Origin of the sequence: Celeribacter marinus (genome assembly GCF_001308265.1) — a bacterium.
Classification (GTDB): Bacteria; Pseudomonadota; Alphaproteobacteria; order Rhodobacterales; family Rhodobacteraceae; genus Celeribacter; species Celeribacter marinus.
Genome location: NZ_CP012023.1, coordinates 2,309,482 through 2,322,740 on the forward strand (window position 1 = coordinate 2,309,482; position 13,259 = coordinate 2,322,740).

16 protein-coding genes and 1 tRNA gene are annotated in these 13,259 nt (G+C 55.4%); 4 read left to right on the forward strand and 13 right to left on the reverse strand.

Going from position 1 to position 13,259, the window contains the following annotated elements; genetic code table 11:
* Nucleotides 1-139: 139 nt before the first annotated feature.
* From istB to IMCC12053_RS11525, 3 genes are all read right to left on the reverse strand, one after another.
* Nucleotides 140-904, reverse strand: a complete 765-nt coding sequence (gene istB, locus IMCC12053_RS11515; protein WP_062214769.1) for an IS21-like element helper ATPase IstB — start codon at nt 902-904, stop codon at nt 140-142.
* Nucleotides 901-2,391 carry an IS21 family transposase gene (istA, locus tag IMCC12053_RS11520; protein ID WP_062214764.1) on the reverse strand — a complete coding sequence of 497 codons (1,491 nt, stop codon included), beginning with the start codon at nt 2,389-2,391 and terminating at the stop codon, nt 901-903. The genes istB and istA overlap by 4 nt, the downstream gene beginning before the upstream one ends.
* A gap of 115 nt (nt 2,392-2,506) precedes the next feature.
* Entirely contained in the window at nt 2,507-2,965 is a 459-nt protein-coding gene (locus IMCC12053_RS11525) for a hypothetical protein (protein ID WP_062219199.1), read from the reverse strand.
* 81 nt (nt 2,966-3,046) lie between these two features.
* On the opposite strand from IMCC12053_RS11525, the gene IMCC12053_RS11535 reads away from it, so the two are divergent.
* Nucleotides 3,047-4,206 (forward strand): IS3 family transposase gene (locus tag IMCC12053_RS11535; RefSeq protein WP_156320744.1). Its coding sequence is split into 2 segments (ribosomal slippage): nt 3,047-3,296 and nt 3,296-4,206, totalling 1,161 coding nucleotides; the frame shifts between segments, so codons are not numbered across the junction.
* Between the two features lie 23 nt (nt 4,207-4,229).
* Here IMCC12053_RS11535 and IMCC12053_RS11540 read toward each other — a convergent pair.
* The 7 genes from IMCC12053_RS11540 to IMCC12053_RS11565 all read right to left on the reverse strand — a co-directional run bounded on the left by IMCC12053_RS11540 (nt 4,230) and on the right by IMCC12053_RS11565 (nt 8,791).
* Complete coding sequence (locus tag IMCC12053_RS11540) at nt 4,230-4,511, reverse strand: hypothetical protein (RefSeq protein ID WP_062219201.1); 282 nt, start codon at nt 4,509-4,511, stop codon at nt 4,230-4,232.
* A complete protein-coding gene (locus tag IMCC12053_RS11545) occupies nt 4,508-4,912 on the reverse strand; it encodes a hypothetical protein (RefSeq protein WP_062219203.1) in 405 nt (134 codons plus the stop codon). Before IMCC12053_RS11545 ends, IMCC12053_RS11540 begins: the two co-directional genes overlap by 4 nt.
* Nucleotides 4,905-5,060 carry a hypothetical protein gene (locus tag IMCC12053_RS15860; RefSeq protein WP_156320748.1) on the reverse strand — a complete coding sequence of 52 codons (156 nt, stop codon included), beginning with the start codon at nt 5,058-5,060 and terminating at the stop codon, nt 4,905-4,907. The genes IMCC12053_RS11545 and IMCC12053_RS15860 overlap by 8 nt, the downstream gene beginning before the upstream one ends.
* A gap of 335 nt (nt 5,061-5,395) precedes the next feature.
* On the reverse strand, nt 5,396-6,520 hold the full coding sequence (locus IMCC12053_RS11550) for a tyrosine-type recombinase/integrase (protein WP_143089996.1): 1,125 nt from the start codon (nt 6,518-6,520) through the stop codon (nt 5,396-5,398).
* Nucleotides 6,521-6,578: 58 nt separating this feature from the next.
* Nucleotides 6,579-6,654, reverse strand: a tRNA-Thr gene (locus IMCC12053_RS11555).
* Between the two features lie 21 nt (nt 6,655-6,675).
* On the reverse strand, nt 6,676-7,203 hold the full coding sequence (locus IMCC12053_RS11560) for a gluconokinase (protein WP_062219205.1): 528 nt from the start codon (nt 7,201-7,203) through the stop codon (nt 6,676-6,678).
* Between the two features lie 13 nt (nt 7,204-7,216).
* Nucleotides 7,217-8,791, reverse strand: coding sequence for an ABC transporter permease (locus tag IMCC12053_RS11565; protein ID WP_236852612.1), 1,575 nt, complete (start codon nt 8,789-8,791; stop codon nt 7,217-7,219).
* A gap of 247 nt (nt 8,792-9,038) precedes the next feature.
* Here IMCC12053_RS11565 and IMCC12053_RS11570 point away from each other — a divergent pair, with 247 nt between their 5' ends.
* Complete coding sequence (locus tag IMCC12053_RS11570; RefSeq protein WP_062219207.1) at nt 9,039-9,914, forward strand: hypothetical protein; 876 nt, start codon at nt 9,039-9,041, stop codon at nt 9,912-9,914.
* A gap of 6 nt (nt 9,915-9,920) precedes the next feature.
* Here IMCC12053_RS11570 and IMCC12053_RS11575 read toward each other — a convergent pair whose 3' ends face one another.
* Together IMCC12053_RS11575 and IMCC12053_RS11580 are read right to left on the reverse strand one after the other, a co-directional pair.
* Nucleotides 9,921-10,607, reverse strand: coding sequence for a hypothetical protein (locus IMCC12053_RS11575; protein WP_062219209.1), 687 nt, complete (start codon nt 10,605-10,607; stop codon nt 9,921-9,923).
* Nucleotides 10,608-10,641: 34 nt separating this feature from the next.
* On the reverse strand, nt 10,642-10,911 hold the full coding sequence (locus IMCC12053_RS11580) for a DUF2312 domain-containing protein (protein WP_062221265.1): 270 nt from the start codon (nt 10,909-10,911) through the stop codon (nt 10,642-10,644).
* A 187-nt stretch (nt 10,912-11,098) separates the two neighbouring features.
* Here IMCC12053_RS11580 and IMCC12053_RS11585 point away from each other — a divergent pair, with 187 nt between their 5' ends.
* Together IMCC12053_RS11585 and IMCC12053_RS11590 are read left to right on the forward strand one after the other, a co-directional pair.
* Nucleotides 11,099-11,314, forward strand: coding sequence for a hypothetical protein (locus tag IMCC12053_RS11585; protein WP_062219211.1), 216 nt, complete (start codon nt 11,099-11,101; stop codon nt 11,312-11,314).
* A gap of 315 nt (nt 11,315-11,629) precedes the next feature.
* On the forward strand, nt 11,630-12,625 hold the full coding sequence (locus IMCC12053_RS11590; RefSeq protein WP_062219213.1) for a hypothetical protein: 996 nt from the start codon (nt 11,630-11,632) through the stop codon (nt 12,623-12,625).
* 16 nt (nt 12,626-12,641) lie between these two features.
* Here IMCC12053_RS11590 and ureG read toward each other — a convergent pair whose 3' ends face one another.
* On the reverse strand, nt 12,642-13,256 hold the full coding sequence (gene ureG, locus IMCC12053_RS11595) for an urease accessory protein UreG (RefSeq protein ID WP_062219215.1): 615 nt from the start codon (nt 13,254-13,256) through the stop codon (nt 12,642-12,644).
* Nucleotides 13,257-13,259 lie beyond the last annotated feature (3 nt).

Sequence of the window (13,259 nt, forward strand, 5' to 3'; positions counted from 1 at the left end):
AGCGCAAAATGTTGCCACATTGAAGGTGGCGTGATGAGGGTGCAGCCGTAGGCCAGCATCCGGGCGGCCGCGCTTGTCATATAGCTGGCGGTTGCCCGGATGCTGTGGCCCGTCAGGGCCAATCTGTGCTGATTGTGGTTTAGGTTTTGGGTGTTGCCTGACGCGCCTTGCTCTGGCCAAGGCGGTAGCTTTCGCCATTCATCTCAAGGATGTTGACGTGGTGGGTTAGGCGGTCGAGCAGCGCGCCTGTCAGGCGTTCTGATCCAAAGGTCTCGGTCCATTCGTCAAATGGCAGGTTGCTTGTGATCAGCGTGGATCCGCGCTCGTAGCGTTGGGAGATCAACTCGAACAAAAGCTCGGCCCCTGTTTTGCTCAACGGCACAAAGCCCAACTCGTCGATGATCAGCAGCCTGTAACCCACCATCTGCTTCTGAAGCCGCAGGAGCCTGCGTTCATCTCGGGCCTCCATCAGCTCGTGAACCAGCGCTGCAGCCGTGACAAAGCCGACAGACAGGCCTTTTTGACAGGCAGATAGGCCAAGGCCCAAGGCGACATGCGTTTTGCCGGTGCCTGAGGGACCGAGCGCTATGACATTCTCGCGCCGGTCAATCCATTCGCAACGCGCCAACTCCAGCACCTGCATCTTGTTCAAGGCAGGGATTGCCTTGAAGTCGAAGCTGTCCAGGCTTTTGACGGCCGGGAACTTGGCCGCTTTGATGCGCCGTTCGATCATCCGCCGTTCACGGTCGATCATTTCCAATTCGACCAAACGTGCAAGGAACTGAACATGGTCATGCCCCTCTGTGGCGCATTGCCGGGCCAGTTTGCCATATTCCCGCAACACTGTTGGCAAGCGGAGAGATTTGAGCCGGTGATCTAGTAGGATTTGAGGCGCTTGTGTCATGCGGCTTTCCCCCGCTTCATCAGGGACATGTAACTGGCCGCCGACGTCGTGCCAACATTGGCCTTTGGCAGATATGGATAGACATCCAGGTCCAGTTTGGGCGGTCGCTTCTCGACCTGGCACAAGACAAGATGCTTGATGGCATCAAAACCGATCGCGCCCATGCGCAGCGCATTTTTGACGGCGACATTCAGATCGGCCATCTCGAACGTTTCCAAGAGCCGCAAGACCTGCACATACTCGCGCCGGCCAGCCTTGATCATGCGGGCCTCCATCAAGCGGCGCAGGGTCGCAAAATCTTCTGGCAGTTCCCATGCGACCAGCGGAGCAGCTTGATCCAGAGCCCCGGTCTTTTGCTCCAACAGCGGCAGATAGTGAACAGGATCAAAGACCATGTCTTCGCGGTCCCAGCACCGCGGGTGGCGGGCGATCACATCGCCACCACAGCCAATGACGACCCGATCGACATAGCCGCGGACCCAGACGTCACGGTGGCCATAAGCAACGGGCACCGAGTAATCATTGGTTTTGTAGCGCACCAGGGATTGCGAGTTCACCTGGCCACTGGACTGATCGCAGGCATCAAATGGAGACGCCGGCAGATCCATCATCGCTTCAAGGTCGCGGGCCAGTCGTTGCCCGATGCTGTCGCCATGCCCGCGCAAGACATCCGTCTGGCGCTTGCGGCATTGCTCTTCCAGCCAGAGGTTAAAAGCCTCCCAGGTCGGGAACTGAGGCATCGGCACCATGAAGTTGCGCCGCGCATACCCGACCAGCCCCTCAACAGCGCCTTTGTCATTGCCCTTGCCGGGGCGACCATAACGATCCTGGATGAGGTAATGCGACAGGAACCCGCTGAACAGTTTGGTCCGTTTGCGCGAACCGCCCGGCAGGATCTTCGCAACAAGGCATCGGTCATTGTCATAAAGAACCGACTGTGGAACCTTGCCGAAGAAAGCAAAAGCATGGACGTGACCGTCAACCCAAGCTTCAGACACCGCCGCAGGGTAAGCACGCACAAAGCAGGCGTCACTGTAGGGCAAATCAAGTGCAAAGAAATGCGCCTTCTGCTCAACCCCGCCGATTACAACCATGGCTTCGCCGAAATCCGCTTGGGCGTGGCCAGGGGCATGGGCCAGCGGCACAAACATCTCCCGCCTGCGCCGGCCATGTTCCCGGACGTAATTCTTGACCGTCGTGTAGCCGCCCATGAAGCCATGCTCATCGCGCAGCCTCTCAAAAACCCGTTTGGCAGTGTGCCTTTGCTTGCGGTTCCGGTTGAGGTCGTCCTGCAACCACTGATCGATGAAGCCGGTGAACCCGTCCAACTTGGGCCGCTTGATCTGCGCCGTTCGTTGATATCCGGGCGGGACCGAAAACATCATCATCTTCGCCACGCTCGCACGCGATATCCCAAAATGGTTCGCTGCCGCCCGTTCGCTCATGCCGCCCCGACGCGCGAGGCGGACCTTCCTGTAAAGTTCCACGCTGAAAATACCCCCGCCCTCCCTGCAAACAGAAAGGGCCAAAGTGGCAAAGTTTTACTCTGCCCGCAGCAAGACAATCTCGCCACTTCCATGGCTCACTTTTGCATTGCCGTTCTCATGTGTAGTCTCCGTTACTTTCGATCTGGCCAACTACATCAGCATAAAGATCAAAGTCACGATCAGAAAACTCACCGTCATATTCTAACTCTTCTGGATCAGACTTCATATTTGAAATGTCAGCACTTAGTGATGTGGCTGTGCTCTCGTCTGGAACGGTCAAATCATAGGGGCTGTCAGTATCAAGCTTGATAAGAATGTGCTGACCACCCTCTTCTGTAATCCATCCAGACATACCAGATTGCCTGTGCATCTTAATGTCAGATGCATTGTCTTGCTCTGCTTTTGCTAGGAACTCTTCATCAGTTAGCTGTCGGACAATCGTGCCATCAGCCAACTTAAGGGTCTGGGGGCTTTTGGTTCTGAACTCACGAAGGTCACCAAGACTCCTGATGTACGCAGGTGCAGCCGATTGTTTGATCGGGTCCTTTGACCACGGCTTAGCTTCATTCTGCATTTGGTTGCTCCTTGTGACCTGCTCCCCGAAACTTCCCTCACTTTAATGTAGAGTTTGCTCAACCTTTGTAGGAGCAAACAAATGCGACAGAGTCGTTTTACCGAAGCCCAAATAATCGGGATGATCAAAGAACAAGAAGCTGGAATGCCCACGGCTGAGGTGTGTCGCAGACATGGCCTGAGTCCTGCGTCGTTTTACAAGTTCAAAGCCAAATACGGTGGCATGAACATTTCTGACACCCATCGCCTCAAATCGCTGGAAGACGAGAACGCCAAGTTGAAGCGTCTGCTGGCTGATACGATGCTCGACAATGTTGTTCTGAAAGACTTGCTGGGAAAGAACTGACGACACCGAATGTGCGACGGGCTGCGGCACAAAAGGCAATGCGGGATCATGATATCTCGCAACGCCGGGCGTGCAGGCTTGTTGGTGTCGATCCCAAGACTGTCCGGCGCGATCAACCGCCGGATAATCCTGAAGTTCGCGAAGAGATGACGGCGATTGCCAACAAACGGCGGCGGTTTGGTTATCGCCGGATCGGCGTGCTGTTGGAGCGCAAAGGCATGATTATGAACCACAAGAAGCTGTATCGACTTTATACGGAAGAAAAGCTGGGCGTCAGGCGACGAAGAGGCCGTAAGCGTGCGCGTGGATCACGCACGCCGATGCCTGTGGCGTTGAGACCTGGTGAGCGTTGGTCGCTGGATTTTGTCTCCGACACATTTGGCGCGTCTCGCAAGTTCCGCATGTTGGCTGTGAATGACGATTGCTGCCGTGAGAACCTATGCCTGATGGCGGACACCAGCATATCGGGCGCTCGAGTTGCGCGAGAACTGGATGCGCTTGTGCGCGTCTACGGAAAGCCAGCTTGTATTGTCTCAGACAATGGCACTGAGTTCACCAGTCGGGCGATCCTTAAATGGGCTGGCGATAACGACGTGGATTGGCATTACATTGATCCAGGCAAGCCCCAGCAGAATGGTTTTATCGAAAGCTTCAACGGCAGCCTACGTGACGAACTGCTAAATGAGGAGATCTTCGACACGCTGGATGATGCCCGCCGCAAACTGGCACTCTGGCGCTACGACTACAACAACGTAAGACCGCACTCATCGCTGGAGAATCAAACACCCGCTGAAGCGCGTCGTGCGCTTGAGCAATTTGAGGGCTCCGCGTCCGACGCGCTTGCCCAAACCGACGACGAAGAATATGAAATCCAAACCCGCAAACTCTCGTTATGAATGAGGGAGCCTCGGGGGGCAGGTCACTTGCTAGATTGTTTAATCAGATCAACTTCGATGGCTTGCAGCCAAGCCGATAAACCCGTGAATAAAGCCTCATCTTCGAATGAACCTTTTGACCTCATAAGGCTTCCCTCCTCTCTCCAAAGGCTGGCCTCAGTGCCATCGGAAAACTGGACCCAAGCCCGAAGACCATGCTTGAATTCAGGGTCCGTCTGCATTGACCGATAGAGAGTGTATCCATTCCGTTGGTATTTATTGGGCTGCTGAGTTCTGTGCAGGATGCGGTAAGTAAGCTCAGTCATGCTGCATCCTCACCATTCACGGCGGTCCTAACTTCCCGAAGGAGTTTGAGAAGTCGCAAAGCAGGTGAGTAAATCCCGCCATCAACTAGAAGCAAATCAGCTTTCACACACAACATTAAGTCACGGGGCATAGCTGTTGGCACATTATATCTATGAGGGTTGCTCAACATGGCACGAGAAAGCTTCACACGACCTTTACCAGTCGAAATCTGCATCAGCATTACCGCAAAGATTGACTCGTATGCAAAAGACGTAGGCCGAGCTTGCTCTGCAAAGATACCACGACTTCGGAGCTCAGCTCTTAGTGCTTCAATCTCATACTGAAAGTTAACGTCAGCTACCTGAAACAGATCACGGGCTGAGTTCAACTGATCTTCAAATTCTATCTGATCATCAGTCATAGAAGCGGTCTCCCAGCTTAGCCATATCTTCCATCATCTGCTTCTGACTTGTCGTGCTATAGTAACCACCGACACCACTGGGCCTTGCTCGGCGAATGTTCTGCCACTGTTTGAATGTTTTGGGTTGATTATTGTCATTGGAGTCCATGACGGAATCCGAGTCCGAAAAAACGGGCATTTGCTCACCTGTATGTTTGTATGTTTTTGGGATTGGTTTTTTTGTAAAGCAGAGTGGAAACTTACCCTGCCTTATATGTTATATTATAACATAAAGTTATCAGTATGTCAAGGTTTATTGAATAAAAAGAGCAGTAAACAGATACTGACAGGGAGTTACTAACTGCTATGGTCCATTGTCTCATGTCATCCGAGCAGGGGTATTACTGGTCCCTTTTGGGCCAACATGAAATGAAAAAAGGGCCAGCACCTAAGCTAGCCCTCTCGTTAATTTTCTTCTACTGTTACTACGGGTTTTAACTGGGGTCAGATGATTGCCACTTGCTCCATGTACCGTCGCAGATGCTCAACCGTATAGCCTTTGCCGTAGCTTGAGCCGATGTTTGAGACCGAGGACCAGCCACCGATCTGGTCTATGGCCTCCAATGGTACCTCAGCAGCCCTGAGACGATCCCTGAACGTGTGTCTCAGGCTGTGAGCAGTGAGGTTCCATCTCTTCTTCGTCCACTTGGCAAGGGCATTGCTTGCGTGTGTGGCATAGCAACCGTCGTCTTTAATGTACCGTGGGAACATCCACTCATCGTCTGCGTATTCAAGGGCCATCGACAAGGCTAAACAGGCCATGTGTGTAAGAGGGAGAGATCGTTCTGACCCAGCAGTCTTTAGTCTTCGTTTGTCATTAGGACGGATGTGCAAAACACGATTAACAAGATCGACATCCCCTACCCTCAACCCAACGATCTCAGCTAAACGACAGCCAGTCTCACCAAGGATGGGAAACAGCAGTGGTATCCCTGTTTGGCTGCTCAATGATTGATTATAACCTTCACGAAGCTCTTCCTCCGTGAACGTACCTCTCTTTGCTGCGTCTAGCCCCTCGCCTGCGATAGTCATCTTCGCAAATGGGTTACGTCCATCAATCTCCAGTTCTTGGTAAGCAAAGTTAAGGATGGCATTGATCGTATTGAACCGTCTTCTGATGGTGGCAGTCTTGTTCCCAATCGACTGAAGGTGAGCCAGCAAAGCCCTTGCATCATCTCGCTTGTAAGATTCAACTTCACGATCACCAGCTACTGTCAGCAAAGCTCTAATGGCTACCATGCTGGACTTGTGATCGACCCTTCGTGTGGTGATATATTCCTCGGCTATTGCAGCAAAGGTTGTCTTGGCTGGACGGACAGAACGTAGAGCCTGATCAATGCACACCTTAACTTTGGTGTTTGATTGCCATGACTGTTTGAGCAGATAGGAAAGATGCGTAGCTAGAATAGCTGCCTCTTCCTCACACTCAGACAACCTAGCCCGAATAGATTGCCCGTATAAGTGCTGATGTTGCTTCGGCACTCTCATCTGAAAGTAGTACGTCCTGCCACGAATAACCGTGTGAGGAATAGATGAAGGTGATTTTGATGTATCCAGAATGTAACCCATGAAGACACTCCCTAAAGTTAAATTAGGCAGTAAAATCAGCTATATATTGAGGATGTTGTGGTGCCCCCACACGGACTCGAACCGCGGACCTACTGATTACAAATCAGTTGCTCTACCAGCTGAGCTATAGGGGCATTGGGGGATCGTTTAGAGCGTCACGCTTTGGGGTGCAAGTCAAAATTTAGCTCAATGTGCGCTTGTTTTATAACTTGTGCCGAAGAGCCTTCGACTGACAGCTCGATCAGGTCGATTTCATCGGCATTTGGGGCTTCTAGCACCGCAAATTGGCTGTCCAGCAAGGTGGGCGGCATGTAGTGGTCGGCGCGTGCGGCCATTCGTGCGTAGATCAAGTCGCGCTCGCCTGTTAGCAACACGAACCGGCATCCGCCCGTTTGGGTGCGCAACAAGTCGCGGTAGGCGCGTTTGAGGGCGGAACAGCTGATCACCGCCCCTCCTGATTCTTGGGCCATGTCCACCGCACTGGACGCCAATCGGGTCAGCCAAGGCCACCGCATCTCATCCGTGAGGGGGGTTCCTGCGGCCATGGCGGCCACGTTGTCAGCAGGATGATACTCATCGCCCTCAAGGAACGGATAGCCCGCCGTGTCGGCGAGCGCTTTGGCGACTGTGGATTTGCCACATCCCGAGACGCCAGCAACGATAATAATGTCGAGTGTTTTCATAGTTTGTAAGTCTCTAGCTCAAATCGGAGGCGCTCTCGGAGCGGGCCATGAGGATCACCGCGACAAGCCCGACAGCGACCACCAAAAGGGCTGCGGGTGAGGCTTGTTCGAGTTGTTCGAGCGATGCTTTTTCATGCACGCGCGTGGCGAGGGTGTTGTAGTTGAACGGGCGCAACAGCAATGTCGCAGGCAGTTCTTTGACGCAATCCACAAAGACCAACAAGAGAGCTGTACCGACAGAGCCACGAATGAGCGGCACGTAGACACGGCGCAATGTGCCCGACAAAGATTGACCGAGAGAGCGCGCCGCCATGGGAAGCGAGGGGGCCACACGCCCCATCGCGGCATCTGCGGCCCCTTGGGCAATCGCAAAGAACCGCACAACATAGGCGAGGATGATGGCAAAGGACGATCCCGTGAGCAAAAGGCCGATATCCTTGCCGGTCAGACGCTCCCACGTATCCGCGATCAGGTGATCAAGCCCCGCCATGGGAATCAAAATCCCGATACCTAATACAGCGCCCGGAGCGGCGTACCCGAGTGTGGTGAAGGGCAAAAGAAGTTTGGGCAATTTTCGCCCCGTCAGGCGCACACCGTAGACCATGAACAACGCCGCACTCACGGTAATTCCGGCGGCCAGACCCGCTACGGTGAGGGTATTTTTAAGGGCTTGGAGCAATCCGGGGGCGGCCCATTGTTCAGGCTCGCCCATCGCATGCACACCGATCACAGCAACGGGAAGCACGAACCCGACGACGAACGGCACGGCACATGCGGCCAAGGCCAGCATACCGCGCGCGCCTGTCAGGCGGATCGGCGTGATCGGGCGCGGATGGCGCGCACCCGCGTGAAACCGCGCCTTGCCGCGTGATGTTTTTTCGAGTGCGACCAAGAGAAAGACGACGAGCAAAACGACTGAGGCAATTTGCGCCGCCCCGCCTGCATTTCCGCCCTCGAGCCATGTCGAAAAGATCCCCGTGGTTAGGGTCTGCACGGCAAAGTAGGACACGGTGCCGTAGTCAGAGACGGTTTCCATCATCACAATCGCCGTGCCTGCGGCGATAGCGGGGCGCGTCATCGGCAATCCCACGCGCCAGAACCGCGCAAATGGTCCCGCCCCAAGCGCGCGAGCCGTTTCATAAATCGAGCCGGATTGCTCGCGAAACGCCGAACGCGCCATCAAAAAGACATAGGGCGTCAACGCGGCGGCCAACACGATGATGGCCGAGCCAAGGGAACGGATTTCAGGAAAATAGTAGTCGCGCGAGGTCTGCCAGCCGAACACGCTGCGCATGGCCGTTTGCAGCGGCCCCGCATACTCAAAGAAATCGACCAAAGCATAGGCACCAACATAGGCCGGAATGGCCAAAGGCAGGAGCAAAAGCCACTCCATCACACGGCTCAAAGGGAAGCGGTACATGGTCACAAGCCACGCCGCGCCTGTCCCGACACAGGCCGCCAAAAGGGCGACACCAAGCGTCAGAACCGCCGTTGTGCGCACGTAGCGCGGCAGCGTCGTCGACAACAAATGCGGCCAAATATTATCTGTGGGATGCAGTGCAATCCAGACAACAGCAATCAACGGCATCAAAACCACGGCGGCAATGACCACCGCGCCGACCGACCACGGCTCGGCCCAGCGCACGCGCCGCAACTTTGGGGAACGATTTGGAGCGGATTTAGGGGTCGCCCGCTGTAATTGAGTGATTTGGTCAGTCATTTCGCCCCACCGCATACGCGAAACATGTTTCCCTGTCCACAAAAGCGCATATGATGGACAAATAAAGTCAGTATTTTTCGACGGTTGGTTCGGAAACCAAACAGGTACGCGGTCCATGATCATTTCCATACATATCGGCGCGCACGCCACCAACGGCCCTGCGCTTATGCGCGGACTGCTCAAGAACGCGGACGGTTTATCCAAGCACGGTGTATGTGTGCCCGACCCTGCTGTCGCCCAACCCCTCATCTTGGACGCAATGAAGGCGGGCAAGGCCACACCCGCGACGAAACAGGCACAGGGCGCGTTGATTGATCTCCTCACACAGGGCAAACCCTGTCAGCGCCTGGTGCTCAGCGATGAGAATATCATATGCCACGCGCAAGGTATTTTCACGGACTCAACGCTCTATGCCAAAGCTCGGTTTCGCCTTGCTTGGCTGCGAAATGTGTTTGCGGATCATCCGGTGGAGTTCGTGCTGGGCCTGCGCAATCCCGCCAGTTTTGTGCCCGCAGCGTTTGCCCAAGATCATAGCAATCGCGGATATGCGGCCTTTATCGGCGATCTGGACCTTGACCACCTGCGATGGTCGCGCCTGATTGCCACCATTCGAGCCATCTGTCCCGATGTCGCCCTAAAGGTTTACGCCTTTGAGGACACGCCCGTGATTTGGGGGCGGCTCATCCGCCGGATTGCTGATGTGAACGGGTCTGTGCCCTTGGCTGGCGCGCTCGACATGATTGCAACCTTGATGAAACCCGAAGGGATCACGCGGTTGCGGTCCTATCTGGAAACGCACAAGCCCAAGACCGAAATCCAGTTTCAACGCATTTTGGGGGCGTTCCTCGAAAAATATGCCGACCCCGCACAGATGGAAGAGGAAATTGACCTGCCCGATTGGGATGACGCATTGATCGAGCGGTTAACCACGACCTATGACGATGATCTGTATTTGATTGAAGGCCTTAAAGGCGTCGAGTTCATCGCTTAGGCGCGGCTAATCGCCTGCTGTCACATAGGTGCCGATCAATCCGTCAAGACCCGCCTCAGGGTGGGCGGCGAGCCACCGAGCCACACGACAGCCTGCGCGTCCATATGCCGAAAAGTCTTGGGCCGAATTTTCCCGCAGCCAGTCTTTGGCGGTGGTCGGCATCGGGCTTACGCCCGCATCACAGGTCTCGGGATTGAGGTCGAACCGGCTGTCTCGTGAGACATAGACAGAAATGCCCTCATCGACCCACGCGGGAAACCCCGCCTGAAGACGTGCACCGAGTTGTTTATGCAGTGTCGAATGTACAAATTCATGCGCAATGATGTCGATGTCGTGGCCGTGCGGCGACAAATAGAAAAGCAACGATCCGTAGGTCATCGCCAAAGGGTCGATATCGCCCATCATCTTATGACAGGTGTCGGTGTAGCAGACCAGAATACGCGGACGGTGCACCGCGCCAAAGGCGGCCTCGACACGGGATTCAGCCACCTCGACGCGCCGCACCAACTCAGGGGCCACCATAGGATCGGCAGTTTCGGAATACACCCCGTCCGCGACTTTGACGAAGCCAAAGCAAGCAGGACAGGCGGCGGCAAGCGCGGGGGTAAACCCCAACGCGACCAGCCCAATACCCAACCCCAAAAACAGCGCGATAAACGACAAGACCACGCGCCGTAAAACCCGCCGCGTCATCTCGTCCCTCGCGCGCACTGATCCATATGCGGACTTAGCTCATGCCCAAAGCTTCTTTGTACATCTCCAAAACAGCCTCTTCTTCGGCGATCTCATCAGACGACTTTTTGCGTAGGGCAATAAGAGTGCGTAGGGCCTTGGTGTCGTAACCACGACCTTTTGCCTCGGCCATCACTTCCTTTTGTTGGTCCGCGATGTCCTTTTTCTCCATTTCGAGACGCTCATAGCGCTCGACGAAAGAACGCAGTTCATCGGCAGTCACACGGTAGGTCGCGTCCGCGCCTGAAGTGGTATCGTCCATCATGCCAGAGACCCTTTTTATCTGGATTATATCAAGCCCGTTTCCTAGCGCGCGCCCGCGATCAAGGCAAGCCCCGCGCACCATGCCTGTGGCGTCACCAGCAAGGTGCGACCGGATGATTGCACCTGTGCGCACGAGCGGATATGAGAGGCACACCTTTAGAGATCAAAGACACAAGGACGGACACAGCATGGCTTGGATGATTTGGGTAGGCGCTTTGTTAACGCTCTTCGGCTTGGCCTTGTTGGTCTACTGTATCGTCACCGCACTCAAGGCGAAAAAGCTGGGCGGAACAGACGAAGAGGTTCTTGCGCGGCTGCAAAAAGTCGTGCCGCTGAACATGCTTGCGCTGATGACATCTGCACTCGGTCTGGGTGCTGTGACCATCGGTATTATCCTCACTTAAACGCCCTCAGGTCGCGCATCACTACGCGTCAATACCGACCTCTTCGTGCCACGCTGTGCCGTGCACGCGAGGCTTTGCTACGCTCGGATACCAAATATCTGCGCCAATCGTTTCACATAGCGACACAATCATGGCGCATGCCCGTCATTGTTCTCTCATGGTGAACAATGAGCCACATTCCGTGCAAATACGCTTTTTATTACCCATAGAACGCCTTAGTTCTTCCTTGGAGCATTAACCATTTTGCGCCAGATATGGGACAGCACGTCCAATCGGACGCGCATGTTTGACGCAGACAAAATGTGAAGAGTACAGATGACTGGCGAAACCGCATATACTCCTTTGGTCTTAGCCGACCTTGACGATATCAGCGCGTTGCCTCGCAACGCATGGTGCGCGGCATTGGACGATACCGCAGAGGAGTTGGGCTATTTCGAAGAGCTTGGCCCAGATCACGCCTGTGCATTCATCGAGGGAAACGGCACATTGCTCGTGTCATTCGACACCTTCGCACACGCCACCCAAACCTCGCCAAACGGCTACCCTGTCGGGTTCAATATCGCGCTGGCCAACGGATGGTCGCACCTGTCGCTGATTGCGCACTCAAACGCCGCAACCGCCCCGTGGTTTCGCGCACAACCGATCTATGACGCCTTTGACCGATACGTTGAAAGCGGCTTTTTCGATGACTATGACCGCGTGGTGTTTTATGGCGCGGGACCGTGTGGATATGCGGCCTGTGCGTTTAGTGTGGCGGCTCCCGGGGCGCATGTGATCGCATTGGCCCCACAGGCCACGCTCGACAGCCGCCTTGCCTGCTGGGACGATCGCTACCCCTCAACAAAGCGCGCGGATTTCACCGCACGTTACGGATTTGCCCCGCACATGATCGAGGGCGCGCAGGCCGCGTGGATTTTATATGACCCGCACGAAACGGTCGACGCCATGCACGCGAGCTTGTTCAACGCCGCGCATGTCGTCAGGCGGCCCGTGCCCTACTTTGGTGCGAACCTCGAGGCGCGGCTGATAGAGATGGGCGGCCTTGAGCCCCTCTTGGCCCATGCGGCGAGCGGGACGTTGACCCCTGCCACACTCTCGCACCTGCTCAGAGCGCGCCAAACCAACAAGCACTACCTGCACAACCTGCTCACCGCGCTAGAGGCGCACGACAACCCCGCGCGCATTTTTGCGCTGTGCCAACATGTCTGTGCAATATTTCCAAAGGCCCGCCGGTTCAGACAGGCCCGCAAACGGGCGCGACTAATGCTTGCCGATCCACAATCCGCACCCTCACACCCCGGTACGGCCTAGAGAAACGGCAGTGGCCTTATGCCAACCCGCCCTCTTCCTCGACAAAGCGCACAACGACATCGACCCCCACCCCATCGCGCAAAGACGCCATGACATAGGGCAGCGCACCGCGTGCAAATCGCGTATCATGCTCCAACAGGACGGGATCGACGCCAACATAGGGGGCCAGATCCACTTTATTCACGACCAACATATCCGAGCGCGTCACCCCCGGCCCGCGTTTGCGCGGAATGTCCTGACCTGCGGCCGTGTCGATCACATAGATGGTCAGATCGGCCAGTTCGGGCGAAAAGGTCGCGGCAAGGTTATCTCCGCCGCTTTCAATCAAGATCACATCAAGGTCGGGAAAGCTCTCGGTCAAATCCGCAATCGCCGCCAGATTGATCGAGGCATCTTCGCGGATCGCCGTATGCGGGCACCCGCCCGTCTCTACCCCGCGAATACGCTCCATCGGCAAAATTTGTTGGCGCATCAACGCCTCGGCGTCCTCGCGCGTGTAAATATCGTTGGTAATGACCGCGACAGAATAGCGGTGCGACAGCGACTTCGCCAAAGCGCCGGTGAGCGTGGTTTTTCCCGCCCCGACGGGGCCGCCGATGCCGACCCGAAGAGGTCCATTTGGGGATGCCATTTC

What these genes read in the sequence shown, in the direction of transcription:
- IMCC12053_RS11565 (WP_236852612.1), bottom strand. Translation starts at nt 8,791, where the DNA reads ATGCCGTTGATTGCTGTTGTCTGGATTGCACTGCATCCCACAGATAAT.
- IMCC12053_RS11540 (WP_062219201.1), bottom strand. Translation starts at nt 4,511, where the DNA reads ATGACTGAGCTTACTTACCGCATCCTGCACAGAACTCAGCAGCCCAAT.
- IMCC12053_RS11590 (WP_062219213.1), top strand. Translation starts at nt 11,630, where the DNA reads ATGACTGGCGAAACCGCATATACTCCTTTGGTCTTAGCCGACCTTGAC.
- IMCC12053_RS11560 (WP_062219205.1), bottom strand. Translation starts at nt 7,203, where the DNA reads ATGAAAACACTCGACATTATTATCGTTGCTGGCGTCTCGGGATGTGGC.
- IMCC12053_RS15860 (WP_156320748.1), bottom strand. Translation starts at nt 5,060, where the DNA reads ATGGACTCCAATGACAATAATCAACCCAAAACATTCAAACAGTGGCAG.
- IMCC12053_RS11525 (WP_062219199.1), bottom strand. Translation starts at nt 2,965, where the DNA reads ATGCAGAATGAAGCTAAGCCGTGGTCAAAGGACCCGATCAAACAATCG.
- IMCC12053_RS11580 (WP_062221265.1), bottom strand. Translation starts at nt 10,911, where the DNA reads ATGATGGACGATACCACTTCAGGCGCGGACGCGACCTACCGTGTGACT.
- istB (WP_062214769.1), bottom strand. Translation starts at nt 904, where the DNA reads ATGACACAAGCGCCTCAAATCCTACTAGATCACCGGCTCAAATCTCTC.
- IMCC12053_RS11545 (WP_062219203.1), bottom strand. Translation starts at nt 4,912, where the DNA reads ATGACTGATGATCAGATAGAATTTGAAGATCAGTTGAACTCAGCCCGT.
- IMCC12053_RS11570 (WP_062219207.1), top strand. Translation starts at nt 9,039, where the DNA reads ATGATCATTTCCATACATATCGGCGCGCACGCCACCAACGGCCCTGCG.
- IMCC12053_RS11585 (WP_062219211.1), top strand. Translation starts at nt 11,099, where the DNA reads ATGGCTTGGATGATTTGGGTAGGCGCTTTGTTAACGCTCTTCGGCTTG.
- IMCC12053_RS11575 (WP_062219209.1), bottom strand. Translation starts at nt 10,607, where the DNA reads ATGACGCGGCGGGTTTTACGGCGCGTGGTCTTGTCGTTTATCGCGCTG.
- IMCC12053_RS11550 (WP_143089996.1), bottom strand. Translation starts at nt 6,520, where the DNA reads ATGGGTTACATTCTGGATACATCAAAATCACCTTCATCTATTCCTCAC.
- ureG (WP_062219215.1), bottom strand. Translation starts at nt 13,256, where the DNA reads ATGGCATCCCCAAATGGACCTCTTCGGGTCGGCATCGGCGGCCCCGTC.